This window comes from Salipiger sp. H15 (genome assembly GCF_040409955.1).
Taxonomy (GTDB): Bacteria; Pseudomonadota; Alphaproteobacteria; order Rhodobacterales; family Rhodobacteraceae; genus Salipiger.
This window is the reverse complement of sequence record NZ_CP123384.1, coordinates 1,334,907-1,359,165: the sequence shown is the minus strand read 5'-3', so window position 1 is coordinate 1,359,165 and position 24,259 is coordinate 1,334,907. Positions and strand designations below refer to the sequence as shown.

Here is a 24,259-nt window from a genome sequence, read left to right as displayed (position 1 = left end):
TGGCGGGGCATGGTCTCTCCTTCGGCACGTGAACTGGCCGCAAGCTTCCCGATCGCCCCGCCCCTGTCAACGGGCGGGCCCGGAGCCGGGATCAGCCGGCCGTGACGCGATGCCCGGCGGCCACGAGCAGCGCCTCGGCCCTGCCGAGCTGCGCGCCGTTCACCAGCAGGTAGTCGCGCAGGAAGGTCGACAGGACAAAGACCCCGAGCCCGGCCTCCGAGAGCGGCTTCACCGCTGCCAGCACGACGCCCGGCTCGTCGAGCCCGGCCAGCGTGTCGACCCGGAAGGCGCGCCAGCCGAAGCTGCCCTCGATGCCCTCGGGGACAGCGGCGGCGGGGCAGACGACCGACAGCTCGTCCGGCGCGCGGGTGACGCTGACGCAGCCTTCGCGGCCGGTCCAGTCGGGGAAATCCGCCTCCGGCGGCAGGCGCAGGATCGCGTGCTCCTGCGGCAGCAGGACGAGCGAGAGGGCCGGCAGGCTCACGCCGGCATGCGCAGCACGCGCGGCACCTTGAACTCGACGTTCTCCTGCGCGGTCTCGACCTTCTCGACGGTCATGTCGAAGCGCGCGCCGAAGGCGGCGACGACCTCGTCGATCAGCACCTCGGGAGCCGAGGCCCCGGCGGTGACGCCGACCGATCGGATGCCCTCGAGCGCGCGCCAGTCGATCTCCTCGGCGCGCTGCACCAGCTGGGCGTAGCCGCAGCCCGCCTTGCGCGCCACCTCGACCAGCCGCTTCGAGTTCGAGGAGTTCGGCGCGCCCACCACCAGCAGCGCGTCGCAGTCAGGCGCGATCGCCTTCACCGCTTCCTGCCGGTTGGTGGTGGCGTAGCAGATGTCTTCCTTGTGCGGCCCGACGATGGCCGGGAAGCGGTCGCGCAGCGCCGCCACGATGTCGACCGTGTCGTCGACCGAGAGCGTGGTCTGGGTGACGAAGGCGAGCCGTTCGGGATCGCGCACCGCGACCGATGCCACGTCGGCGACGGTCTCGACCAGCAGCACCTCGCCCTCGGGCAGCTGGCCCATCGTGCCGATGGTCTCGGGGTGGCCTTCGTGACCGATCATGATCATCTGCAGCCCGTTCTCGTGGTGGCGGGCGGCCTCGATATGCACCTTGGAGACCAGCGGGCAGGTGGCGTCGACGTAGACCATCTCGCGCCGCGCCGCCTCGGCGGGCACCGCCTTGGGCACGCCATGGGCCGAGAAGATCACCGGCCGGTCCGGCGGGCAATCCTCGAGCTCCTCGACAAACACCGCGCCCTTGTCGCGCAGCCCGTCGACGACGAACTTGTTGTGCACGATCTCGTGGCGGACATAGACCGGCGCGCCCCATTTCTCGAGCGCCATCTCGACGATCTTGATCGCCCGGTCGACACCGGCGCAGAAGCCGCGCGGCGCGGCTAGATAGAGGGTGAGCGGGGCTTTGGTCAAGGCTTTGGTCACGGCTTGGGTCACGACTTGGGTCACGGCGGCGTCTCCTGTTGCCCCAGACCTAGTGGCTCTGCGGGCGCGGGTCCAGAGGGTCAGCCGAGGGTCGCGGCGGTCAGCCAGGCAAGGATGATGTAGCGCCCGGTTTTCGCCACGGCGACGAGCAGCACGAAGAGCCAGAGCGGCGTGCGCATGATCCCCGCGACGACGGTGAAGCCGTCGCCCAGCGGTGCCCAGCTCAGCAGCAGCGACCAGATGCCCCATTTCGCATACCAGCGCTGCGCACGCTCGAGCTGCGCCTCGGTGACGGGAAACCAGCGGCGGTGGCGGAAATGCTCGAGCCCCGCGCCAAGCGCGTAGTTGACCACCGAGCCGAGAGTGTTGCCGATGCTCGCGACAAGAACCAGCGCCCAGACCGGCAGGCCGGAGCCCAGCTGCAGCCCGACGAAGATCAGCTCGGACTGGAACGGCAGGATCGTCGCGGCCCCGAAAGCCGCGACGAAGAGGCCGCCGTAACTGGCAGCCTCAGCCATCATGGGCGGCGGACCTCATCCCCACAAAATCCGCCGTCCGGTTGCTTCACCAAGGGATCAGTTCCCGTTGGCAACCTCGAAGTTGCGCTCCGCCTGCTGCTCACGCGGCGGACGACCGATCACGTCCCGGAGTTCGTCGAGCTCGATGAAGTTGTCGGCCTGACGGCGCAGCTCGTCCGCGATCATCGGCGGCTGGCTGCGGATCGTCGAGACGACCGAGACGCGAACGCCTTGGCGTTGCAGGCTTTCGATCAGCGGCCGGAAGTCTCCATCCCCAGAGAACAGCACGATGTGATCGACGCGCGGCGCCAGTTCCATGGCATCGACGGTCAGCTCGATGTCCATGTTGCCCTTCACCTTACGGCGGCCCTGCGCGTCGGTGTATTCCTTCGCGGGCTTGGTGACCATGGTGAAGCCATTGTAGTGCAGCCAGTCCACCAGCGGGCGGATCGGCGAATATTCGTCGTTTTCGAGGAGCGCAGTATAATAGAAGGCGCGCACCATCTTGCCACGGCGAACGAATTCTTGTCTTAGCAGCTTGTAGTCGATGTCGAAGCCGAGGGCCTTGGCGGCTGCATACAGGTTCGACCCGTCAATGAACAGCGCCAACCGTTCGTCCTTGTAAAACATCAAATGTCCTTTCGAGCAATCGGGTCGCCGGATCCGTGAGTGGAAAAAATGGAAAAATGGGGCGCCCAGTTATAAGAGTAAGCGTTTCGGACAGCTTTTCAAGCAGAGCAATATATGCAGAAGGATAGTGTCCCCTTGGTTTCGGACCCCAACATACTGATCGCATTGGGGGCAAACCTGCCGTCGGACGCCGGTTCCCCAAGGGAAACCCTGCAGGCTGCGCTCGCCGCGCTGGAGGGGGAGGGCTACCAGGTTGTCAAGGTCAGCAACTTCTACGCAACCCCATGTTTTCCTGCCGGTTTTGGCCCGGACTACTGCAACGCCTGCGCCCAGTTGACAGGTTCCGGCAACCCGGCCGAGATCCTTGCCGCGCTGCACCGGGTCGAGGCGCGTTTCGGACGCGAGAGAACCCTCCGCTGGGGCAGCCGGACGCTCGATCTCGATCTTCTGGCGGTTGGCGAAACCGTGATGCCGGATGAGGCAACGCAGACGCGCTGGAGGGAAATCACCGCCGACCAGCAGCAGGGGGTGACCCCGGACCGGCTGATTCTTCCGCATCCGCGCCTGCAGGACCGCGGCTTCGTGCTTGTCCCGCTGTGCGACATCGCCGCGGATTGGCGTCACCCGATCCTCGGCCGCTCGGTCCGGGAACTGTGTGACGCGCTGCCCGCGGAGGCCCGCGCGGAGGTCGTTCCAATCTGATCGAACGCTGCCGCAAGGGCGCCGCGTTTGCGCTTGTCAATCCCTCGGCATCGCGGTAGTAGTCGCATTTCTTACGGTCAACCGAAGGTGAAACGCTCATGGCCCGCGTCACGGTAGAAGACTGCGTCGACAAGGTTCCCAACCGGTTCGAGCTGGTGATGCTCGCCTCTCATCGTGCCCGCGAAGTCGCGGCCGGTGCGCCGATCACCGTCGACCGCGACAACGACAAGAACCCGGTGGTCGCCCTGCGCGAGATCGCCGAGGAAACCCAGTCCGCCGACGAGCTGCGCGAGCGCCTGATCGAGTCGCACCAGACCCAGATCGAGGTCGACGAGCCCGAAGAGGACAGCATGGCGCTTCTGATGGGTGCCGAGCAGGACAAGCCCGCCGATGACGACATGTCGGAAGAGAAGCTCCTGCGCGCCCTGATGGAAGCGCAAGGAGAGAGCTGAGAGGCTCGCTTGTAGCGGGCCAGGGTAAGGATAGGCGCCCATGATCGCGGCGGAAGACTTGGTTGCACTGGTCCGCAACTACAATCCGAAGACGAACGAGAAGCTCATCCGCGAGGCCTATGATTACGGCCTGCGGATGCACGAGGGGCAATTCCGCCATTCCGGCGAGCCCTACTTCACCCATCCCGTCGCCGTTGCCGCCATCCTCACCGAGCAGCAACTGGACGACGCGACCATCATCACCGCACTGCTGCACGACACGATCGAGGACACCCGCGCCTCGTACCAGGACGTGGCCGACCGCTTCGGGTCGGAAGTGGCGGACCTGGTGGACGGGGTCACCAAGCTGACCAACCTGCAGCTCTCGTCGTCCGAGACCAAGCAGGCCGAGAACTTCCGCAAGCTCTTCATGGCCATGTCCCGCGACCTGCGGGTGATTCTGGTCAAGCTCGCCGACCGGCTGCACAACATGCGGACGATCAAGGCGATGCGTCCCGAGAAGCAGGTGCAGAAGGCGCGCGAGACGATGGACATCTACGCGCCGCTGGCCGGCCGGATGGGCATGCAGTGGATGCGCGAGGAGCTCGAGGATCTTGCCTTCCGCGTGCTCAACCCCGAGGGGCGCGCCTCGATCATCCGCCGCTTCATCAACCTGCAGAAGGAAGCCGGCGACGTGATCCACCGGATCACCGGCGACATGCGCCACGAGCTCGAGGTGGCGGCGATCGAGGCCGAGGTCTTCGGCCGCGCCAAGAAGCCCTACTCGATCTGGCGCAAGATGCAGGAAAAGGGCATGGGCTTCTCGCGCCTGTCCGACATCTACGGCTTCCGCGTCATCACCCGCTCGGAGATGGACTGCTACCGCGCGCTCGGCGTGATCCACCAGCGCTGGCGCTCGGTGCCCGGCCGCTTCAAGGATTACATCAGCCAGCCGAAGTCCAACGGCTACCGCTCGATCCACACCACCGTCTCGGGCCGCGACGGCAAGCGCGTCGAGGTGCAGATCCGCACCCGCCAGATGCATGACGTGGCCGAGACCGGCGTCGCCGCGCACTGGTCCTACCGCGACGGCGTGCGCTCCGAGAACCCGTTCGCCGTCGATCCCGCACGCTGGATCTCGTCGCTGACCGAGCAGTTCGACGCCGAGGAGGATCACGACGAGTTCCTCGAGGCGGTGAAGCTCGAGATGTACTCGGACAAGGTGTTCTGCTTCACGCCCAAGGGCGACGTGGTGAAGCTGCCGCGCGGCGCGACGCCGCTCGACTACGCCTATGCCATCCACACCCGCATCGGCTCGGCCTGCGTCGGCGCCAAGGTCGACGGCATCCGCGTGCCGCTCTGGACCCGGCTGAAGAACGGCCAGTCGGTCGAGATCATCACCGCCGAGGGCCAGACGCCGCAGGCCACCTGGCTCGACATCGCCACCACCGGCAAGGCGCGCAGCGCCATCCGCCGCGCCCTGCGCGAGGCCGGCCGTGGCCGCTTCATCAAGCTCGGCCAGGAACTTGCGCGCTCGGCCTTCGAGCATGTCGGCAAGAAGGCCACGGACAAGGTGCTGGAAAAGGCCGCCAAGACGCTGCGGCTCGAGGATGCGGACGAGGTGCTCGCGCGTCTTGGTAGCGCGGAATTGACCACGCGCGAGGTGGTGCACGCGGTCTATCCCGATCTCACCCCGGCCGACGAGCACGAGGTCGAGATGCAGCGCGCGGTCATCGGCCTCGAGCCGGGCACCGGCTTCACCCGCGCGCGCTGCTGCCAGCCGCTGCCGGGCGAGCGGATCGTCGGCATCACCAAGCGCGGCAAGGGCGTCTTCGTGCACGCCATCGACTGCGAATCGCTGGCCCGCTACGAGGACCAGCCGGAGCGCTGGGTCGACCTGCACTGGGCCGAGGGCACGCACCCCGCGGCCTATGACCTGAGCCTCGACCTCACGGTCGGGAATGACGCGGGCGTGCTCGGGCGCATTTGCACCTTGATCGGAGAGCGCGGGGCCAATATCTCGAACCTGCACTTCATCGACCGGAAACCGGACTTCTTCAGAATCCAGATCGACGTGGAACTGAGGGATGCCGAGCACCTCCATTCGGTGATGTCCGCACTCGAAGCCGAAAGCGACGTGGCCTCCGTCAGCCGCCATCGCGATTCCTCCCTGGCGGCCATGCCTGCCGCCGCGGAATAGAAAAAAAGGGGAAGGGCGCCTTTGGTTTTCAAGCGGCGCGACAAGCGGCCAGTCTGGAGGGCCGTGCTCGAATTCTTCTGGCCGCGCGGCGGCTGGGGGCGCGCCGCCCGTTACGTCCAGTATCGTCTGCACCGCCTGCCCGACTCGCCCGAGAAGATCGCCCGCGGCATCTTTGCCGGAGTGTTCACCACGTTCACCCCGCTCTACGGGCTGCACTTCGTGGTCGCCGCGACCATCGCCTGGCTCGTGCGGGGGAACATCATCGCGGCGCTGCTCGGGACGTTCTTCGGCAATCCGCTGACCTACGTGCCGATCGGCATCGTCTCGCTGGAACTGGGGTATTTCCTGCTGGGCATCGACCGGCGCTCGCCGCACCACGCCTCGCTGCTCGACAAGTTCACCTACGCGGGCCAGGACCTCTGGCACAACATCTGCGCGATCTTCACCCAGGACACCACCGACTGGACGAACCTGCGGATCTTCTTCCACGAGGTGTTCTACCCCTACCTGATCGGCGGCATCCTCCCCGGCATCATCTGCGGGCTCATCGCCTATTACCTGTCGGTGCCGGTGATCCGCGCCTACCAGAACCGCCGCCGCGGCGCGCTGAAGAAAAAGCTTGCCGCCCTGAAAAAGAAGCAGAAAGCGGCTGACGAGGGCGGCGCGTCCGACTAGGGTCCGGCGCAGACCGACCCCCCGGAGGACATCCGATGACCACCTATGCCGGGCGCCTGAGACTGGGCGTCAACATCGACCACGTCGCCACCGTGCGCAACGCCCGCGGCAGCGCCTATCCCGACCCGCTGCGCGCCGCGAAGATCGCCGAGGAGGCGGGCGCCGACGGCATCACCGCGCACCTGCGCGAAGACCGCCGCCACATCTCGGACGCCGATATCGACGGGCTGATGGAGACGCTCTCGGTGCCGCTCAACTTCGAGATGGCCGCGACCGAGGAGATGCAGGCCATCGCCCTGCGCCACCGGCCGCACGCGGTCTGCATCGTCCCCGAGAAGCGCGAGGAGCGCACCACCGAGGGCGGGCTCGAGGTGGCGCGCGAGGAGATCCGGCTGGCGCATTTCATCGCGCCGCTGCGCGAGGCGGGTTGCCGCGTGTCGATCTTCATCGCTCCCGACCGGCCGCAGATAGAGGCCGCGCACCGCATCGGCGCGCAGGTGATCGAACTGCACACCGGCGCCTATTGCGACCTGCACGCGGAGGGCAAGTTCGACGAGCGCGATGCCGAGCTGGAGCGCCTGCGCGAGATGGCTGCCTTTGCCCATTCGCTGGGGCTCGAGGTCCACGCCGGTCACGGCCTGACCTACGACACCGTCAAGCCCATCGCCGGCTTCCCCGAGGTGGTCGAGCTCAACATCGGCCATTTCCTGATCGGCGAGGCGATCTTCCTCGGCCTCGGCCCGGCGATCGCCGAGATGCGCCGCTTGATGGACGAGGCGCGGGCGTAAGCGCCCGCCGGGCGGGGGTCAGCCCTCGCCCAGCCCTTCCTCGCGCAGCGTCTTCTTCAGCCAGCGACGGAACGCCTGCTGGTCCGGCCCCGGCACCCGGTCCGGTGCCGAGACCAGCGCGTAGCGGAACCCGGTGCGCCGGTAGCGCGGGAAGGGCATGACGAGGCTGCCCATGCGCAGCGCGTCGTGCACCAGCACCTCGAAGGCGAGAAACACCCCCAGCCCCGAGATCGCCGCGTCGAGGCACATGGCGGAATCGGGGAACTCGGGGCCCTCGCCGAGGATGTCTTCTGAAACTCCCTCCGGCCCCAGCCAGGCGTCCCAGCCGAACATCGCCGCGGGATCGCGGATGATCGGCACGCGCGACAGGTCGGCGGGCGTGCGCAGCATGCAGGCGATCTCGGGGCTGCAGACCGGCACGATGAGCTGGTCGAAGAGCGGCTCGGCCTTCACCCCCGGCCAGTCCCCCGGCCCGATGCGGATGCCGAAGTCCATGTCGGCGCGCTGCGGGTCGATGAGCCCGGTATTGATGTCGATGCGCACCTTGATGTCGGGGTGCTGGGCGTAGAACTCCTTGAGCCGCCAGATCAGCCAGCGCGTCGCGAAGATCGGCGCGACCGAGATCGTCACCACTTTGTCGCGCCGGTGCTCCAGCGCCTCGACCGCCTGGCTGACGCGGGTGAAGCCCTCGCCGAGTCGCGCCAGGAACTCCGCCGCCTCGGGGCGCACCAGCATCCCCTCGCGGGCCCTGTCGAACAGCTGCAATCCCAGCGCCTTCTCGGCGCGGGCGACCTGCTGGCTGACCGCCCCGACCGAGCTGCCAAGCTCCGCCGCGGCGCGCGACAGCGTGCCGTTCCGGGCGACCGCCTCGATCACCCGCAGCCCGTGAAGGGAATGCGCGTTCAGGCTCTTCATTCACATGAGCTAAACCCTGACATGCAGGATGTGCAATTAAATATGCGCATCGAAGGCTTATCTTTTAGCCAAACGAAAGGATACGACATGAGACAGATTCTCGAGGCCCTGTTCGGGCCGCACCACCACACCGAGCCGGTCCGCCGCGGCCCGCTCGACCACCCCGACATCGCGCGGATGAGCCAGCGCGAACTGGCCGACCTGCCGCTGCCGCGCATGGCAGAGGTCGAGACGCGCCAGCCCGCCCCCCTGCCCCGCGCCGCGCGTGGCGCCTCCGCCAGACCCGGCCTTCCGGCGCACTGCGCTTGACACAGCGGCCGCGATGGGGTTCCCCGACAGGGCGAGCAACACGGGAGCGGCCCTGCAGATGATCCTCGGAATCGGCACGGATCTGGCGAACATCGACCGGATCGAGGCGACGCTCGCGCGCTTCGGCGACCGCTTCCGCAACCGCGTCTTCACCGAGACCGAGCAGCGCAAGGCCGAACGCCGCAAGGACGTGGCCGGCACCTATGCCAAGCGATGGGCGGCCAAGGAGGCCTGCTCCAAGGCGCTCGGCACCGGGCTGCGCATGGGCATCTCCTGGAAGGACATGGCGGTGACCAACCTGCCCACCGGACAGCCGGTGATGCATGTCACCGGATGGGCGAAGGAGCGGCTCGACGCGATGACCCCGCCCGGCCACGAGGCCATCATCCACGTGACCCTGACCGACGACCATCCCTGGGCGCAGGCCTTCGTGGTGATCGAGGCGCGCCCCCTCGCGGGGCCCATCACGGCGGGGTAACGCGCGCACAAAACCCTTCGAAGGGTTTTGCAAATCTCCCCGAAGAGATTTGCCCGGCCTCAGCGCCGCCTTGACACTCACACGCGCCCCGCCCATGAAGCCAAGGAACCGAGGCACAAAGGCGGGTTTCCATGGCGAAAGAAGAGAAATCGGGCGGAATCTGGGAGACCGTGAAGACGGTGTTCTGGGCGCTGGTCATCGCGGGCGTGTTCCGCACGCTGTTCTTCCAGCCCTTCTGGATCCCGTCGGGCTCGATGAAGGACACGCTGCTGATCGGCGACTTCCTCTTCGTCAACAAGATGACCTACGGCTATTCCTATGCCTCCTGCCCGTCGATCCGGCTGGGCGCCTTCGGCATCAACATCGACGCCAAGGACATCTGCGGCTTCCTCGACGGCGACAACACCCGCCTCTTCGGCTCCGAGCCCGAGCGCGGCGACGTGGTGGTGTTCCGCCACCCGGTGAACGGCACCGACTTCATCAAGCGCGTGGTCGGCCTGCCGGGCGACCGGATCCAGGTCAAGCAGGGCCTGCTCTACATCAACGACACCCCGGTCGAGGTCGAGGCCAACGGCACCTTCACCGAGACCGCCGAGCCGCAGGGCCCGCAACGGCTGCGTCCGCGCTGCGAGAACGGCCCGGTCGGCGACGGCGGCGTCTGCGAGAAGTCGCGCTGGACGGAAACGCTGCCCAACGGCGTGAAGCATGATATCCTCAACATCGGCATGCAGGGGTCGGACAACACGCCGATCTACACCGTTCCCGAGGGTCACTTCTTCATGATGGGCGACAACCGCGACAACTCCGCCGACAGCCGCGTTCCCAACGCCGCGGGCGGCGTCGGCTACGTGCCCTTCGAGAATATCATCGGCAAGGCGACCCGCGTCATGTTCTCCTCGTCCGGCCGGTCCATGCTGTTCTTCTGGACCTGGCGGTCGGATCGGTTCTTCCACAAGATCACATGAAGCGTTCTGCCGAGATAGAAGCGCTGGAACAGCGGCTTGGCCACCGGTTCGACCGGCCCGAGCTGCTGCGGCGCGCCCTGACCCATTCGTCCATGTCCGGCCCCGGCCGCGAAGACAACCAGCGGCTCGAGTTCCTCGGCGACCGCGTGCTCGGCCTCGTCATGGCCGAGGCGCTGCTCGGCGAGGACCGCAAGGCCAGCGAGGGCCAGCTCGCGCCGCGCTTCAACGCGCTGGTGCGCAAGGAAGCCTGCGCCGAGGTCGCGCGCGAGGTCGACATCGGCGCCGCGCTGAAGCTGGGCCGTTCCGAGATGATGTCGGGCGGGCGGCGCAAGCAGGCGTTGCTCGGCGACGCGATGGAGGCGGTGATTGCCGCGGTCTACCTCGACGGCGGCTTCGACAAGGTGCGCGAGATGATCCTGCGCCTCTGGGGCGAGCGCGTCTCGACCGTCGAGCAGGATGCGCGCGACGCCAAGACCTCGCTGCAGGAATGGGCGCAGGCGCGCGGCATGACCCCGCCCGCCTACGTGGAGACTTCCCGCTCCGGCCCCGACCACGCGCCGGTCTTCACCATCGAGGTGCGCCTCGCCTCGGGCCAGAAGGCCGAGGCCACCGCGGGCTCGAAGCGCAAGGCCGAACAGGAAGCCGCCGCGGCGCTGCTGGCACAAGTCTCCGAGAATGGTTGATGCCGCCGCGCCGCGCGTGAGCGCGAACGCGACCGGCGCGGGGTTCATGGTTCTGGCCATGACGCTCTTCGCGGTCGAGGACGCGCTCTTCAAGTCGGTCGCCCCCGGCCTGCCGCCGGGCGAGGCGACGCTGATCTTCGGCCTGACCGGCGTGACGCTCTTCGTCCTGCTGACCCTGCGCGCGGGCGAGGCAGTGCTGCATCCCGCGATGCTGCGCCCGAGCCTGCTGCTGCGCACCTTCTTCGAGATCATGGGGCGGCTCTTCTTCGCGCTGGCGCTGGCCTACACGCCGCTGTCGGTCACCTCGTCGATCCTGCAGGCAGCGCCGTTGGTGGTCACCGCGGGCGCCGCGCTGCTACTCGGCGAGAAGGTCGGCCCGCGCCGCTGGGCCGCCATGTCTGTGGGCTTCATGGGCGTGCTGCTGATCGTGCGCCCGACGCCCGAGGCGTTCCGGCTCGACGCGCTGCTCTCTCTCGCGGCGATGTTCGGCTTTGCCATGCGCGACCTCTACACCCGCGCGGCGCCGCCCGCGGTCTCGGCGCGGCAGCTCGGCATCCTCGGCTTCGGCGTCGTCACCGTGGCAGGCCTGCTGCTGCTGCCCTTCGATCCCGCCCCGCCGCGCCTGCCGCAGGCGATCGAACTGCTGAAGCTGCTGGCCACCGGCGTCGTCGGCGTCACCGCCTACACCGCCCTCACCCGCGCCATGCGCACCGGCGAGGTCTCGGTGGTCGCGCCCTTCCGCTACTCGCGGCTGCTGGTGGCGCTGACTTTCGCCTACCTGCTCTTCGGCGAGCACCCGGATCTGTGGACGCTCGCAGGAGCGGTGCTGATTGTCGTCTCGGGATGCTATACCCTGATCCGCAGCGGCCGCTCTGGCCCCGCGCCGCAAAAGCCTGTAAGGGCCACGGATCGTCAGTAACGGGAACGCCCCAATGACCACACGTGCCGGATTCATCGCCCTCATCGGCGAGCCCAACGCGGGCAAGTCGACGCTCACCAACCGCATGGTGGGCGCCAAGGTGTCGATCGTCACCCACAAGGTGCAGACCACCCGCACCCGAATCCGCGGCGTGGCCATGGAGGGCGAGAGCCAGCTGGTCTTCGTCGACACGCCGGGCCTGTTCAAGCCGCGCCGCCGGCTCGACCGCGCCATGGTGGCGGCGGCCTGGGGCGGGGCCTCGGATGCCGACATCATCGTGCTGCTGATCGAGGCGCATCGCGGGCTGACCGACGGGGTGAAGCGCATCCTCGAGGGGCTGCAGGATCTCCCGCGCGGCCGCAAGGTGGCGCTGGCGATCAACAAGATCGACCGGGTGAAGGCCGAGGACCTGCTGGCGCTGACCCAGAAGATGAACGAGGCCTATCCCTTTGCCGAAACCTTCATGATCTCGGCCGAGCGCGGCCACGGCGTCGACGCGCTGCGCAAGTGGCTGGCGTCGGAGGTGCCCGAGAGCCCCTGGCTCTACCCCGAGGACCAGATCGCCGACCTGCCGATGCGCATGATCGCCGCCGAGATGACCCGCGAGAAGCTGACCCTGCGCCTGCACCAGGAACTGCCCTACCAGCTGACGGTCGAGACCGAGCACTGGGAAGAGCGCGAGGACGGCTCGGCCCGCATCGACCAGGTGATCTACGTCACCCGCGACGGCCACAAGGGCATCGTGCTCGGCAAGAAGGGCGAGACCATCAAGTCGGTCAGCCAGGCCTCGCGCGCCGAGCTCGAGGAATTCCTCGGCCGCAAGGTGCACCTCTTCCTGCAGGTGAAGGTCCGCGAGAACTGGCTCGAAGAGGCCGAGCGCTATTCCGAGATGGGCCTCGAGTTCAAGGACGGCAATGCCTGAGCCGCGGCTCGCCACCCATGTCTGGGTCGGCGCCTACCTGCGGCGGCTGTCGCTGCTGGACATCCCAGCCTACGTGACCGCCCATGGCGACGACACCGCCGGGGCGGTGATCGTCAAGCTTGCCACGCTCGACGGGCAGGCCGCCGCCTTCACCCGCGAATGGGACCTGATGACCGGCGCGCGGCGCTGGACCACGCTGGCCGAGGGGCCGGAATACGAGGTGGACGCGCGGGTCTCGAAACAGCGCGACTTCGACCCCGATCTCTGGGTCATTGAGCTTGAGGACCGTCAGGGGCGTCACCTGCTGGAGGAGATGGACGGCTGAGCAGCCGCCCCAGCACCACGACTCCGAGCCCAGCGAGCCAGAAGCTGATCCCCAGCGCAAGGCACCAGAGCCCCACCCCGGGCCAGCCGACCTCGTGCGGGTCGATGAAGAAATACGGGTGCCGCCCGTCGAACTCGCCGCGGATCAGCGCGTAGCTGACGTAGACCAGCGGCCAGAGCAGCCACCAGAGCGCGTGGCGCGGCAGCAGCCCGTCCTTCGGCGCCAGCGCCAGCCACCAGAGCGCCACGGCGATCGGCACGAAGGTGTGCACCGCCATGTCCGACCACCAGCGCAGCCCGTCCAGCGGCCGCGCCAGCAGCGCGTGGTAGACGATGGCGACGATGAGGATCCAGAGCGTGATCGCCGCCAGCCACCATGTCTGCGCCCGGTGTCCCGCGGCGATCATGCCGAAGGTCACCGCCACCATGAGGTTGGTCAGGATGGTGAAGTAGCGCCCGAGTCGCCAGAACTCGCCCAGCACCGTCTGCTCCGGTCGCCGCGCCAGCCCCACGTAAACCTGAAGCCACAGCGCGCCGATCGCGAGCAGGGCAATGAGCAGGGCGGTGAGGCGTTGGTTCTGGGTCATGGCATCTCCCGGGCCGACCATCCTACTGCACCTCCGGAGTCATTGCGAGATCAAGCCACGGCTTCTCACACTCGGGTGAGAGCGGCGGGCCGCGACCGTCGCGTGCAGGGTACGGCGCAATTGGCAGGCTTTCGTGACAGCGGGTTGACGCGCGGCGGCGCCTCGCGCGCCCCCTTGCCCCCATCCCTGCAAACTCCGAGAGTGCGCGCATGGAATGGCGCGACACCGGCATCCTTCTGACCACGCGCAGGCATGGCGAAAGCTCTGCGATCCTCGAGGTCTTCACCCCCGACCACGGGCGGCACTTGGGCGTGCTGCGCGGCGGTGCCTCGCGGCGCGTCGCGCCGCTGCTGCAGCCGGGGGCGCAGCTCGACCTGACGTGGAAGGCGCGGCTCGAGGATCACCTCGGCACCTTCACCGCCGAGCCGCAGCGCTCGCGCGCGGCGCAGGCCATGGCGGACCGGCTGACGCTGGCGGGGCTCAACGCGGTCTGCGCGCTGCTCGCCTTCTCGCTGCCCGAGCGCGAGCCGCATCCCCGCCTCTACGCCCGGACCGAGGCGCTGCTCGACCTGCTGCCGCAGCGCGAGGTCTGGCCGCTGGCCTACCTGCGCTGGGAGATGGCGCTGCTCGACGAGATGGGATTCGGGCTCGACCTCTCGGCCTGCGCGGTGCGCGGCACCAACGAGGAACTGTGCTTCGTCTCGCCCCGCACCGGCCGCGCCGTCTCGCGCCAGGCAGCCGGGGAATGGGCCGACCGTCTGCTGCCCCTGCCCGACATTCTCAAGGGCGAGGGCCCCGGTCCCGACGGCGAGATCCTGCAGGCCCTGCGCACCACCGGACACTTCCTCGAGCGCCATCTGGCCCCCTCGCTGCGCGACCGTCCGCTGCCGCAGGCACGCGCCGCCTATGTCGAGAGATTTCGCCGCAGCACTGAGGCGTGAGGCGTCTTTCCCCTCCCCAAAAAGCGCGCTACGTAAGTCGCATGCGCTGGAACCTTCCAAATATCCTCACCGCCCTCCGCCTGATCGCCGCCCCCGGCGTGGCGGTGATGTTCCTCTATTTCTCGCGGCCGCTCGCCGACTGGTTCGCGCTGCTGCTGTTCATCAGCGCCGCCGTCACCGACTGGTTCGACGGCTACCTCGCGCGGCTCTGGGGGCAGGAAAGCAAGATCGGAGCCATGCTCGATCCGATCGCCGACAAGGCGATGGTGGTGATCGCGCTGATGGTGATCGTCGGCTATTCCTCGATGTCGCCCTGGCTGGTGCTGCCGGCGACCATGATCCTCTTCCGCGAGGTCTTCGTCGCGGGCCTGCGCGAGTATCTCGGCGACGTCGCCGGCACGCTCAAGGTGACCAAGCTCGCCAAGTGGAAGACCACGTTCCAGATGATCGCCATCGCCACGCTCTTTTCACAGGGGGTGTTCGAGCATTACCTTGCTCTCAGCGTCGAGGCGCTGGACCAGCAGACGGTCACCCGCGCGCTCGATTCGGGCGGCGCCGATCCGCACGGGCTGCGCTGGCAGGAGGCCGGGATGATCTGGACCGGGCACCTCGGCCTGACGCTGCTGTGGATCGCCGCGGCGCTGACGCTGATCACCGGCTGGGACTACTTCGTGAAGGCCCTGCCGTTCCTGAAGGACGAGAAGTGATGGACCTGCTCTATTTCGCCTGGGTGCGCGAGCGTATCGGCCTGCCGAAGGAGCGCTACGAGACCGAGGCCGCCACGGTGAACGACCTCATCGCCGAGTTGCGCGGGCGCGAGGAGCGCTACGCCATGGCCTTCTCCGACCTCTCGGCGCTGCGTGTCGCGCTGGACCAGGAACTGTCGGAGTTCGACGCGCCGCTCGCCGGCGTGCGCGAGGTCGCCTTCTTCCCGCCGATGACCGGGGGCTGAGCCGATGGCAATCCGCGTCACCGTGCAGGAAGAGCCCTTCGACTTCGGCGCCGAGGCCGAGGCTTTCGCCGCGGGCCGCGCCGATCTCGGCGCGGTGGTGACCTTCACCGGCGTGGTGCGCGACGTGTCGGGCACGCTCGAGACCATGGAGATCGAGCATTACCCCGGCATGACCCTCAAGGCGCTTCAGAAGATCGCCGCCGAAGCCGAGGCGCGCTGGGATCTGGGCGAGGTTCTGGTGATCCACCGCTACGGTCGCATGGGCCCGGGCGAGCGTATCATGATGGTCGCCACGGCTTCGAAGCACCGCGGCCACGCCTTCGAGGCGGCGGAGTTCCTGATGGACTACCTCAAGTCCCGCGCGCCCTTCTGGAAGAAGGAAAGCGGCACCAGTGGCACGTCGTGGGTCGCCGCCAAGGACGAGGACGAGGACGCGCTGTCGCGCTGGTAGGGCTTTGCCCGACCTCTCCTTCCGTCGCGCTTGAGACGCGGCCCCTGCGGTCATATGATCTGACCAATTCCCGCCCTTCAGGACGTCTCCGATGCCCTTCCGCCCCGTCCAGTCCGAGAAACTCTCCAGCGCCGTGGTGCGGCAGATCGAGGAGCTGATCCTGCGCGGCATCCTGCGCCCGGGCGAGCGCCTGCCGGCGGAGCGCGAACTCTCGGAACGGCTCGGCGTGTCGCGCCCCTCGCTGCGCGAGGCGGTCGCCGACCTGCAGGCGCGCGGCCTGCTCGAGACCCGTGCCGGGGCCGGCATCTTCGTCACCGAGGTGCTGGGCTCGGCCTTCTCCGACGCGCTGATCCAGCTATTCTCCAAGCATGACGAGGCGGTCTTCGACTACCTCAGCTTCCGGCGCGACATGGAGGGGCTGGCCGCCGAGCGCGCGGCGGAACATGGCACGCCCTCGGATCTCAAGGTGATCGACGCGCTCTTCGAGAAGATGGCGGCGGCGCACCTGAAGCGGAACCCGGCCGAGGAGGCGCGGCTCGACGCCGACTTCCACCTCGCGATCATCGAGGCCAGCCACAATGTCATCATGCTGCACATGATGCGCTCGATGTACCAGCTGCTGCGCGAGGGGGTGTTCTACAACCGCACCGTCATGTTCAAGCAGCGCACCACGCGCGAGGCGCTGCTCGAGCAGCACCGGGCGATCAACGCGGCGCTGCAGGCACGCGACGCGGCGGGGGCGAAGGCGGCGGTGCAGGCCCACCTCGGCTACGTCGAGGCGGCGCTGGTCGCCGACCGCAAGGCAACGCGCGACGAGGACGTCGCCCGCCAGCGCTTCGACCGGGTGACGGGGCGCGGCTGACGCGGGCGGAAAGGGGGGCGCTGCCCCCCTCTTGGCCTGCGGCCAATTCACCCCCCGGCGTATTTGGAAAGAGAAGAAGGTCGGGGCGCGGCGGCTCAGCTGACCGGGACCGGCGCGCCGGTCGCCATGTTGGTGCCGATGTAGGGCTTGTGGCTGCCCTTCCAGGCGCCGAAGCCCCCTTCCATGTGGGCGATGCGGGCGATGCCGGCGGCCAGCGCGGCGCGGGCGACCCGCTCGGAGCGCGCGCCCGAGCCGCAATGCAGCACGATGCGCTTCTCGCCCTGCCCCGGCAGCTTCTCGGGCTTGAAGAAGGCCATGGGCATCAGCAGCGCGCCCTCGATGTGCTCGAACATGTATTCCTGCGGCGTGCGCACGTCGATGAGCACGATCTCGTTGCGGGCGAAGGCCCCGGCCACCTCGTCCACGGTCCAGGTCTCCAGCAGGGCGCTGCCCACTTGCTCGGTCTTCATCGCGCGAGTCCTCTTCATATCTCGATTTCGCTATCTGTCTTATCTGGGGTTCCGACGCGGCTTGGCAAGGGGCTGCGGCGGCGCGGCGAGCGATGGCGAATAGACGCCCGATTTCCGGCGGCGCGGCGCGCGCGGATCGGCTAGAGTCGGGCCATGCTGTTTGCCCTTCCAGATCCCGACACGCTCTACCAGGCGCTGCTCGACCGGGACCCGTCCTACGATGGCCGGGCCTATGTCTGCGTCGCCTCGACCGGCATCTTCTGCCGGCTGACCTGTCCCGCGCGCAAGCCCCTGCGCGCGAACTGCACCTTCCACGAGACCGTGGGCGAGTGCATCACCGCCGGGTTCCGCCCCTGCAAGCGCTGCCACCCGCTGGCGCCCATGGCCAAGGGCGACCCGGTCATCGCCCGGCTGCTCGAGGCGCTCGACGCGCGGCCCGCATTCCGCTGGTCCGAGCCCGACCTTGTGGCCATGGGGCTCGATCCCTCGACGGTGCGGCGGAGCTTCAAGCGCAACTTCGGCATGACCTTCCTCGAGATGGCCCGGCAGCGGCGGCTGCGCGAGGGCTTCACCGCGCTGGCCTCGGGCGCGCCGGTGATCGAGGCGCAGCTTGATGCCGGGTTCGAGAGCGCCAGCGCCTTCCGCGCGGGCTTTGCCAAGGCGCTCGGCGTGGCGCCGGGGGCGCTGAAGCCCGACGCGCTGCTGCGCGCGGACTGGATCGAGACGCCGCTCGGCGACATGGTCTCGGTCTGCTCAAAGGGCCACCTGCACCTGCTGGAATTCATCGACCGCAAGGCGCTGCCGCGCGAGCTCGAGAAGCTGCGCAAGGGCGCGGGGAACGAGATCGGCGTGGGGCGGTTCGAGACTTCCGACCAGATCCGCGAGGAGCTGGCGCGGTTCTTCGCCGGGGAAAGCGCCGTCTTCGACACGCCGCTGGCGCTGCACGGCCCGGAGTTCAGCAAGTCGGTCTGGCGCGCCCTGCGCGAGATCCCGGCGGGCGAGACGCGCAGCTACGGCGCGCTGGCACAGGCGCTGGGGCGGCCCACGGCGACGCGGGCGGTGGCCCAGGCCAACGGCGCCAACCAGATCGCGCTGGTGATCCCCTGCCACCGGGTGATCGGCGCCGACGGCTCGCTCACCGGCTACGGCGGCGGGCTCTGGCGCAAGCAGCGGCTGCTGGAGATCGAGCGAGGCTACCGCGCGGGCTGAAGGCTTGCGCGCTGGCGCGGCGCGGCTTACGCCTCTGGCATGCGCATTCTCGAGAACATCATAAGCGACCGCGGCTCGAAATACGCCGTCTCGGGCGGGCCCTGCGCCTCGGAGGAAGAGGCCAAGGCCTTCCTCAAGGAGCTCAAGCGCAACAAGAAGTTCGCCAAGGCCACGCACAACACCTGGGGGTTGCTGACGGACGAGGCGCCGATCAAGAACGATGACGGCGAGAGCGGCGCGGGCATGGTGATCCTGCGCATGCTCGAGCGCGAGGGGCTGAAGGACCACATCATCGTGGTCACCCGCTGGTACGGCGGCAAGCACCTCGGCGGCGACCGGTTCCGCCACGTGCAGGACGCGGTGCGCACCTATATCGAGAGCATGGAATGAGCGCCTCGGGTCTGCTCTTCGACCGGCTGGCCCGCTCGCCATTCCGCAGCCGTTTCCGGCTCGGCCCGAAGGAGCGCGCCTATGCCGACGAGAAGGGCCGCGACGTGATCCTGTCGCACGCGCGGGATTTCATCGCCGAGAGGCTCGCCCCGGCGCAGCCGAAGAACGACGGCAAGCAGACACCGATGCGCGGCCACCCGGTCTTCGTCGCGCAGCATGCCACGGCGACCTGCTGCCGGGGCTGCCTTGCCAAATGGCACGGGCTGGCGGCGGGGCGCGCGCTGAGCGAGAAAGAGCAGGCGCGGGTGGTGGCGGTCATCCTCGCGTGGATCGACCGGCAGATGGGGTATCGGGGATGAGCAAGGGCACACCGGCCACGCAGGCGCTGACGCGCGCCAAGGTGGAGTTCGAGCTGCTGGAATACGACTACGTCTCAGGGCAGGCGCAGATCGGCCTGCACGCCGCCGAGGCGATCGGCTGGGACCCGGAAAAGGTGCTCAAGACGCTGATGGTCGAGGTCGACGGCAAGCCCTGCTGCGCCGTGCTCCCGTCGGGCGGGTCGCTGTCGATGAAGCGGGTCGCCAGCGCCTTCGGCGGCAAGTCGGCGCAGATGATGGACCCTGCCAAGGCCGAACGGCTGACCGGGATGCACACCGGCGGGATCAGCCCCTTCGGGCAGAAGAAGCGCGTGCCCACCGCCTTCGAGTCGAGCGCCATGGCGGCAGAGCGCATCGTGCTGAACGGCGGACGGCGCGGATTGATGGTGGTGGTCACCCCCGGTGATGCGCTAGAGGTCTCGGGCGGCAGGGCGGCCCCGCTGGCGGCGGACTGACCGCACCGCGCCGCCCCGGCGCAATCCGTTCCAGAATCGCGAAATCCCTGCTAGGTATGGTGGCATGAACACCCACAGCCCCAATATGCGTCCCGTCATTCGACAGCTCGACGAGGCCGCGATCAACCGCATCGCCGCCGGCGAGGTGGTCGAGCGCCCGGCCTCTGCGGTCAAGGAGCTGGTCGAGAACGCCATCGACGCCGGCGCCACCCGTGTCACGGTCGAGATCGCCGACGGCGGCAAGACGCTGATCCGGGTCAGCGACGACGGCTGCGGCATGGGTCCCGACGAGCTGCCGCTGGCGCTGTCGCGCCATGCCACATCGAAGATCGACGGCTCGGACCTGCTGAACATCCACAGCTTCGGCTTCCGCGGCGAGGCGCTGCCCTCGCTCGGTGCGGTGGGGCGGCTGACCATCCAGAGCCGCATCGCCGGGCAGGACGGGGCCGAGATCGCCGTGTCGGGCGGTCAGATGGGCGCGGTGAAACCGGCGGCGCTGAACCCCGGCACCGTGGTCACCCTGCGCGATCTCTTCTTCGCCACACCGGCCCGGCTGAAGTTCCTGCGCACCGATCGGGCCGAGATGATGTCGGTCTCGGACGTGATGAAGCGGCTGGCCATGGCCGAGCCCTCGGTCGGCTTCACCCTGCGCGACGTCTCGGGCGGCAAGGACCGGGTGAGCTTCCGTGCCGACGCGGTCTCGGGCGATCTCTTCGACGCATTGAGAGGCCGGCTTGCGCAGGTGCTGGGCGCCGAGTTCACCAACAACGCGCTGGCCATCGACGCCGAGCGCGACGGCTTCCGGCTCACCGGCTACGCGGCGCTGCCGACCTATTCGCGCGGTTCCTCGGTTGCGCAGCACCTCTTCGTCAACGGCCGCCCGGTGCAGGACAAGCTGCTCTTCGGCGCGCTGCGCGGGGCCTATGCCGATTACCTGAGCCGCGACCGGCACCCGGCGGTGGCGCTCTTCGTCGACTGCGACCCGCATCTGGTGGACGTCAACGTGCACCCGGCGAAATCCGAGGTGCGCTTCCGCGAGCCGGGGCTGGTGCGCGGGCTCATCGTCTCGGCGCTGCGCCACGCGCTGGCCGGGGCCGGGCACCGCGCCTCGAGCACCGTGGCGGCCGACACGCTGGCCGCGCTGCGCCCCGAGGTGCGGCACGACTTCCGCCCCATCGAGTCGGCGCAGGTCCCCTCCGAGCTGCCGCGCGAGAGCAGCTTCGGCGCCTATGGCGGCGGCGCGCCGCTTGGCGCGCGCCCCGAGGGGGTCGCCAGCCCGCGCGTCTACCAGATGGACCGCCCCTCGGCCGGGGCGCGCAGCGCAGCCTATGCTGCGCAGGCGCCCGACCCCAATTTCGTCCCCGCCCCGCCGCGCATCCCGCAGGCGCAGGGCTTCGCCGAGATGGGCGGCAGCTGGTCCGGCCGCGTGGTCGAGGACATGCCCGAGGCGCCCGAGGCCGCGCACCTGCCGCTCGGCGCGGCGCGGGGTCAGGTGCACGAGAACTACATCATCGCCCAGACCGAGACCGGCATCGTCATCGTCGACCAGCACGCCGCGCACGAGCGGCTGGTCTATGAAAAGCTCAAGCGCCAGATGGCCGAGCGCGGCGTCGCGGCGCAGGCGCTGCTGATCCCCGAGATCGTCGAGCTGTCGCAGGACGACCAGTCGCGCCTGCTCGACATCGCCGAGGATTTGGCGCACATGGGTCTCTCGATCGAGCCCTTCGGCGGCGGCGCGCTGGCGGTGCGCGAGACTCCCGCGATCCTTGGCGAGGTGAATGCCGAGGCGCTGATCCGCGACATCCTCGACGAGCTGGCGGATTACGGCAGCTCGCAGCTGGTGCAGGAAAAGCTCGAGGCGATCCTCAGCCGCGTCGCCTGCCACGGCTCGATCCGCTCGGGTCGCCGGATGCGCGCCGAGGAGATGAACGCCCTCCTGCGCGAGATGGAGGCGACGCCGCATTCCGGCCAGTGCAACCACGGCCGCCCCACCTATGTCGAGCTGAAGCTGTCGGACATCGAGAGGCTGTTCGGCCGCACATGATCGAGATCGCCGGGCAGAGCATCGCCGTCGATGACCCGCGCCTCTGGGCCGCCGCGGGCGTCGCCCTGCTTGCGCTGCTGCTCATCATGTCGATCCGCGCCTCGAACCGCGCCGCCCGGCTCGGCTACCCGCTCAGCCAGCTGTCGCAGCGGGTGCAGGCGCTGTCGGAAGGGCAGGAGCGGCTCGCCGGCGGGCTGCACCATGTCTCCGAGGCGCAGGTGAAAAGCCAGAATGCCATGCTGCAACTGATGGAAAAGCGCCTCGCGCAGGTGCAGCAGAACATGGCCGAGAACCTGCATGGCACCGCCCGCCGCACCGCGCATTCGCTGGGCCAGCTGCAGGAGCGGCTGAAGACGATCGACGCGGCGCAGGAGAACATCACCCGGCTTTCCGGCGACGTGCTGTCGCTGCAGGACATCCTGTCGAACAAGCAGACCCGCGGCGCCTTTGGCGAGATCCAGCTCAACGACATCGTCTCGAAGGCGCTGCCGCCAGACAGCTACGTGATGCAGGCGACGCTGTCGAACGGCCGCCGCGCCGACTGCCTGATCAAGTTGCCCGAGCCGCCGGGGCACATCGTCATCGACGCCAAGTTCCCGCTCGAGGCCTACGAGATGCTGCGCCGCGCCGACACGCCCGAAGCGAAGCAGCGCGCCGGTCAGGCTTTTCGCATGTCGGTGCGCAAGCACCTGCGCGACATCTCGGACCGCTACATCCTCGATGGCGAGACCGCCGAGTCCGCGCTGATGTTCCTGCCCTCCGAGGCGGTCTATGCCGAGCTGCACGCCAGCTTCCCCGAGGTGGTGCGCGAAGGCTTCTCGCTGCGGGTCTGGATCGTCTCGCCGACCACCTGCATGGCCACGCTCAACACGCTGCGCGCGGTGCTCAAGGATGCCCGGATGCGCGAGCAGGCCGGGGCGATCCGGCGCGAGCTGGGGCTTCTGCACCAGGACATCGAGCGGCTGGAAGACCGGGTCGAGAACCTCGACCGCCATTTCGGCATGGCCGCGCGCGACCTCTCGGAGATCCGCATCAGTGCCGAGAAAGCCGGCCGGCGTGCCCAAAAACTCGACAATTTTGATTTCGAGGATCTGGCGCCCGAGGGTCGTATCGTGCCATTGCCAAGGCAGACCTGACTTTTCGTTCGACTCGACAAGGAAAATCGGATGTTTGCCCGCCTGACAGGCCTCGCTCTTGCGGCTCTGCTCGCGACTCCCGGCTTCGCCGAGGGCGACAAGACCGGTGTCGGCGTCAGCGACATGATCCGTCCCGACGCGAATTTCGGCCGCGGCGTTTCGATGACCATCTGGTACCCGGCGCAGACCGGCGGCGGCGCCTCCGAGCTGGTCGGCCGCAACGCCGTCTTCGAGGGCACCCCCGCGCAGCGCGAGGCCTCGCCGATGCCCGGCAAGCTGCCGCTCGTGCTGCTCTCGCATGGCGGGCGGCGCTCGTCCGAGGACAGCGGCGCGTGGCTGGCGGCGCGGCTTGCCGAGGGCGGCTACATCGTCGCCGAGGTGAGCGGCCAGCGCCCGCGCGACCCGGCCACGGCGCTTGGCGAGATCTGGCGCCGCCCGGCCGAGCTGGGTCAGGCGCTCGACCTGCTGCTGAGCGATCCCGACTGGCAGATGCGCATCGACGAGAGCCGCGTCGCGGTCGCCGGGGTGGCGCTTGGCGGCACCGCGGCGATGATGCTCGCCGGCGGGATGATCGACGAGGCCGCCTATGTCCGGAACTGCTTCACCGCGCATCCCTCGACCGACTGCGACTGGTTCGCGAGCGGCGGCATCGACCCGGCCAGCGTCGATCCGCAGGCGCTGACCCTGCCGCGCCGCGACCCGCGCGTGCGCGCGGTGATGGCCGTGGCCCCCGAGTACCTTGCCGAGTTCCGCACCGACAGCCTTGCCCCGCAGGCGGCCAGCGTGCGGATCTTCGGCCTCGACCAGCCGCTGCCGGGCGAGGCGCGCGTCGCCGCGCAGACCGGCATCGAGGTGGTCCCGCTCGAAGGCGCCGATCCCTACGACTTCTTCGCCCGCTGCACCCCCAACGGCGCCAAGCTGCTGGAAGAGGAAGGCGGCGATCCCGAGCTCTGCGCCAGCAGCGCCGACGAGCGCCGGGCGGTGCATGACCAGCTGGCCGACGGCGCGCTCGACTTCCTCGGCCGGGCGCTCGCGCTCCCGAACTGACGCGCTCCGCTCCGCACCCCCTGCCCTCCACGCCCCGCTTGTCGCAGATCAAGGTCGGGGTGTACGCTTTGCGGCAGGCTGTGGGCGAGAAAGGAGACGCGCCATGGAAGAGATCAGCGTCCGCACGGTTGCCGCCGTGATCCTGATGGCCCGCGAGATCGACCGGGCCGAGGGCGAGCTGCGCGGCTTCATCGACCGCATGAGCGAAGAGGAACAGGCCGCGCTCGTCGCGGTGATGTGGATCGGCCGCGAGGCCTTCGACGCCGACGAATGGGAGGAGGCCTACGGCACCGCCCTCTCCGAGGCCTCGACCCCGACTGCCGACTACCTGATCGGCACGCCGCACCTTGCCGACAACCTCGAGGCCGGGCTCGAGGCGCTCGGCTACGATCCCGAGGACGAGGAGGACGAGCTGCTCACCCGCGGCAGCTAGGTC

General features: G+C 68.8%; 32 protein-coding genes. 25 read left to right on the top strand and 7 right to left on the bottom strand.

The genetic code is table 11. The features are described 5' to 3' along the window. Positions 1–91: 91 nt before the first annotated feature. From PVT71_RS06595 to PVT71_RS06580, 4 genes are all read right to left on the bottom strand, one after another. Positions 92–484 (bottom strand): ACT domain-containing protein, encoded by a 393-nt coding sequence (locus PVT71_RS06595; RefSeq protein ID WP_353473708.1) that lies wholly within the window; start codon positions 482–484, stop codon positions 92–94. Continuing rightward, positions 481–1,431, bottom strand: coding sequence for a 4-hydroxy-3-methylbut-2-enyl diphosphate reductase (ispH, locus tag PVT71_RS06590; protein ID WP_353473845.1), 951 nt, complete (start codon positions 1,429–1,431; stop codon positions 481–483). The genes PVT71_RS06595 and ispH overlap by 4 nt, the downstream gene beginning before the upstream one ends. Before the next feature lie 92 nt (positions 1,432–1,523). Continuing rightward, entirely contained in the window at positions 1,524–1,964 is a 441-nt protein-coding gene (locus PVT71_RS06585) for a YqaA family protein (protein ID WP_353473707.1), read from the bottom strand. A gap of 54 nt (positions 1,965–2,018) precedes the next feature. Next, positions 2,019–2,591 (bottom strand): NYN domain-containing protein, encoded by a 573-nt coding sequence (locus PVT71_RS06580; protein WP_353473706.1) that lies wholly within the window; start codon positions 2,589–2,591, stop codon positions 2,019–2,021. Between the two features lie 114 nt (positions 2,592–2,705). Between PVT71_RS06580 and folK the strand changes: the two genes are divergently transcribed. From folK to PVT71_RS06555, 5 genes are all read left to right on the top strand, one after another. Continuing rightward, the gene (folK, locus tag PVT71_RS06575; RefSeq protein WP_353473705.1) at positions 2,706–3,293 is read left to right on the top strand and encodes a 2-amino-4-hydroxy-6-hydroxymethyldihydropteridine diphosphokinase; all 588 of its coding nucleotides are present in this window, start codon (positions 2,706–2,708) and stop codon (positions 3,291–3,293) included. Between the two features lie 98 nt (positions 3,294–3,391). After that, positions 3,392–3,745 carry a DNA-directed RNA polymerase subunit omega gene (rpoZ, locus tag PVT71_RS06570; RefSeq protein ID WP_194134961.1) on the top strand — a complete coding sequence of 118 codons (354 nt, stop codon included), beginning with the start codon at positions 3,392–3,394 and terminating at the stop codon, positions 3,743–3,745. Between the two features lie 40 nt (positions 3,746–3,785). After that, positions 3,786–5,924, top strand: a complete 2,139-nt coding sequence (locus PVT71_RS06565) for a bifunctional (p)ppGpp synthetase/guanosine-3',5'-bis(diphosphate) 3'-pyrophosphohydrolase (RefSeq protein ID WP_353473704.1) — start codon at positions 3,786–3,788, stop codon at positions 5,922–5,924. A 21-nt stretch (positions 5,925–5,945) separates the two neighbouring features. Next, positions 5,946–6,599 (top strand): DUF2062 domain-containing protein, encoded by a 654-nt coding sequence (locus PVT71_RS06560; protein WP_353473703.1) that lies wholly within the window; start codon positions 5,946–5,948, stop codon positions 6,597–6,599. 35 nt (positions 6,600–6,634) lie between these two features. Next, a complete protein-coding gene (locus PVT71_RS06555; protein WP_353473702.1) occupies positions 6,635–7,387 on the top strand; it encodes a pyridoxine 5'-phosphate synthase in 753 nt (250 codons plus the stop codon). An 18-nt stretch (positions 7,388–7,405) separates the two neighbouring features. On the opposite strand, the gene PVT71_RS06550 is transcribed toward PVT71_RS06555, so the two are convergent. Continuing rightward, on the bottom strand, positions 7,406–8,302 hold the full coding sequence (locus PVT71_RS06550; protein ID WP_353473701.1) for a LysR substrate-binding domain-containing protein: 897 nt from the start codon (positions 8,300–8,302) through the stop codon (positions 7,406–7,408). Positions 8,303–8,389: 87 nt separating this feature from the next. Between PVT71_RS06550 and PVT71_RS06545 the strand changes: the two genes are divergently transcribed. From PVT71_RS06545 to PVT71_RS06515, 7 genes are all read left to right on the top strand, one after another. Further along, positions 8,390–8,611, top strand: a complete 222-nt coding sequence (locus tag PVT71_RS06545) for a hypothetical protein (RefSeq protein ID WP_353473700.1) — start codon at positions 8,390–8,392, stop codon at positions 8,609–8,611. Positions 8,612–8,669: 58 nt separating this feature from the next. After that, positions 8,670–9,089: a holo-ACP synthase gene (gene acpS, locus PVT71_RS06540; RefSeq protein WP_353473699.1), complete on the top strand. Its 420-nt coding sequence runs from the start codon at positions 8,670–8,672 to the stop codon at positions 9,087–9,089. Positions 9,090–9,220: 131 nt separating this feature from the next. After that, the gene (lepB, locus tag PVT71_RS06535; RefSeq protein WP_353473698.1) at positions 9,221–10,054 is read left to right on the top strand and encodes a signal peptidase I; all 834 of its coding nucleotides are present in this window, start codon (positions 9,221–9,223) and stop codon (positions 10,052–10,054) included. Next, positions 10,051–10,737, top strand: a complete 687-nt coding sequence (gene rnc, locus PVT71_RS06530; protein WP_353473697.1) for a ribonuclease III — start codon at positions 10,051–10,053, stop codon at positions 10,735–10,737. The genes lepB and rnc overlap by 4 nt, the downstream gene beginning before the upstream one ends. Then, entirely contained in the window at positions 10,730–11,656 is a 927-nt protein-coding gene (locus PVT71_RS06525; RefSeq protein ID WP_353473696.1) for a DMT family transporter, read from the top strand. Before rnc ends, PVT71_RS06525 begins: the two co-directional genes overlap by 8 nt. 13 nt (positions 11,657–11,669) lie before the next feature. Next, positions 11,670–12,578: a GTPase Era gene (gene era, locus PVT71_RS06520; RefSeq protein ID WP_353473695.1), complete on the top strand. Its 909-nt coding sequence runs from the start codon at positions 11,670–11,672 to the stop codon at positions 12,576–12,578. Then, entirely contained in the window at positions 12,571–12,903 is a 333-nt protein-coding gene (locus tag PVT71_RS06515) for a DUF1491 family protein (protein WP_353473694.1), read from the top strand. The genes era and PVT71_RS06515 overlap by 8 nt, the downstream gene beginning before the upstream one ends. On the opposite strand, the gene PVT71_RS06510 is transcribed toward PVT71_RS06515, so the two are convergent. Beyond that, positions 12,848–13,489, bottom strand: coding sequence for a Pr6Pr family membrane protein (locus tag PVT71_RS06510; RefSeq protein WP_353473693.1), 642 nt, complete (start codon positions 13,487–13,489; stop codon positions 12,848–12,850). The two genes, PVT71_RS06515 and PVT71_RS06510, sit on opposite strands and share 56 nt — an antisense overlap. A gap of 209 nt (positions 13,490–13,698) precedes the next feature. On the opposite strand from PVT71_RS06510, the gene recO reads away from it, so the two are divergent. From recO to PVT71_RS06485, 5 genes are all read left to right on the top strand, one after another. Then, entirely contained in the window at positions 13,699–14,430 is a 732-nt protein-coding gene (gene recO, locus PVT71_RS06505; protein WP_353473692.1) for a DNA repair protein RecO, read from the top strand. Positions 14,431–14,471: 41 nt separating this feature from the next. Continuing rightward, complete coding sequence (gene pgsA, locus PVT71_RS06500; protein ID WP_353473691.1) at positions 14,472–15,137, top strand: CDP-diacylglycerol--glycerol-3-phosphate 3-phosphatidyltransferase; 666 nt, start codon at positions 14,472–14,474, stop codon at positions 15,135–15,137. Further along, on the top strand, positions 15,137–15,382 hold the full coding sequence (gene moaD / locus PVT71_RS06495; protein WP_353473690.1) for a molybdopterin converting factor subunit 1: 246 nt from the start codon (positions 15,137–15,139) through the stop codon (positions 15,380–15,382). Before pgsA ends, moaD begins: the two co-directional genes overlap by 1 nt. Before the next feature lie 4 nt (positions 15,383–15,386). After that, a complete protein-coding gene (locus tag PVT71_RS06490; protein ID WP_353473689.1) occupies positions 15,387–15,833 on the top strand; it encodes a molybdenum cofactor biosynthesis protein MoaE in 447 nt (148 codons plus the stop codon). Between the two features lie 91 nt (positions 15,834–15,924). Further along, positions 15,925–16,695 carry an FCD domain-containing protein gene (locus PVT71_RS06485; RefSeq protein ID WP_353473688.1) on the top strand — a complete coding sequence of 257 codons (771 nt, stop codon included), beginning with the start codon at positions 15,925–15,927 and terminating at the stop codon, positions 16,693–16,695. Between the two features lie 95 nt (positions 16,696–16,790). Here the strand turns inward: PVT71_RS06485 and PVT71_RS06480 are convergent, their stop codons facing one another. Continuing rightward, the gene (locus tag PVT71_RS06480; RefSeq protein ID WP_353473687.1) at positions 16,791–17,165 is read right to left on the bottom strand and encodes a rhodanese-like domain-containing protein; all 375 of its coding nucleotides are present in this window, start codon (positions 17,163–17,165) and stop codon (positions 16,791–16,793) included. 153 nt (positions 17,166–17,318) lie between these two features. Here PVT71_RS06480 and PVT71_RS06475 point away from each other — a divergent pair, with 153 nt between their 5' ends. The 8 genes from PVT71_RS06475 (at position 17,319) to PVT71_RS06440 (ending at position 24,256) form a co-directional block, all read left to right on the top strand. After that, the gene (locus PVT71_RS06475) at positions 17,319–18,374 is read left to right on the top strand and encodes a trifunctional transcriptional activator/DNA repair protein Ada/methylated-DNA--[protein]-cysteine S-methyltransferase (RefSeq protein WP_353473685.1); all 1,056 of its coding nucleotides are present in this window, start codon (positions 17,319–17,321) and stop codon (positions 18,372–18,374) included. 39 nt (positions 18,375–18,413) lie between these two features. Next, the gene (locus PVT71_RS06470) at positions 18,414–18,764 is read left to right on the top strand and encodes a YigZ family protein (protein ID WP_353473684.1); all 351 of its coding nucleotides are present in this window, start codon (positions 18,414–18,416) and stop codon (positions 18,762–18,764) included. Then, complete coding sequence (locus PVT71_RS06465) at positions 18,761–19,123, top strand: DUF4186 domain-containing protein (protein ID WP_353473683.1); 363 nt, start codon at positions 18,761–18,763, stop codon at positions 19,121–19,123. Before PVT71_RS06470 ends, PVT71_RS06465 begins: the two co-directional genes overlap by 4 nt. Further along, positions 19,120–19,596, top strand: a complete 477-nt coding sequence (locus PVT71_RS06460; protein ID WP_353473682.1) for an aminoacyl-tRNA deacylase — start codon at positions 19,120–19,122, stop codon at positions 19,594–19,596. Before PVT71_RS06465 ends, PVT71_RS06460 begins: the two co-directional genes overlap by 4 nt. 64 nt (positions 19,597–19,660) lie before the next feature. After that, on the top strand, positions 19,661–21,640 hold the full coding sequence (mutL, locus tag PVT71_RS06455) for a DNA mismatch repair endonuclease MutL (RefSeq protein WP_353473681.1): 1,980 nt from the start codon (positions 19,661–19,663) through the stop codon (positions 21,638–21,640). Continuing rightward, the gene (gene rmuC / locus PVT71_RS06450; RefSeq protein ID WP_353473680.1) at positions 21,637–22,776 is read left to right on the top strand and encodes a DNA recombination protein RmuC; all 1,140 of its coding nucleotides are present in this window, start codon (positions 21,637–21,639) and stop codon (positions 22,774–22,776) included. The genes mutL and rmuC overlap by 4 nt, the downstream gene beginning before the upstream one ends. A gap of 30 nt (positions 22,777–22,806) precedes the next feature. Beyond that, entirely contained in the window at positions 22,807–23,823 is a 1,017-nt protein-coding gene (locus PVT71_RS06445; protein WP_353473679.1) for a hypothetical protein, read from the top strand. Between the two features lie 103 nt (positions 23,824–23,926). Continuing rightward, positions 23,927–24,256, top strand: a complete 330-nt coding sequence (locus tag PVT71_RS06440) for a DUF3775 domain-containing protein (protein ID WP_353473678.1) — start codon at positions 23,927–23,929, stop codon at positions 24,254–24,256. Positions 24,257–24,259 lie beyond the last annotated feature (3 nt).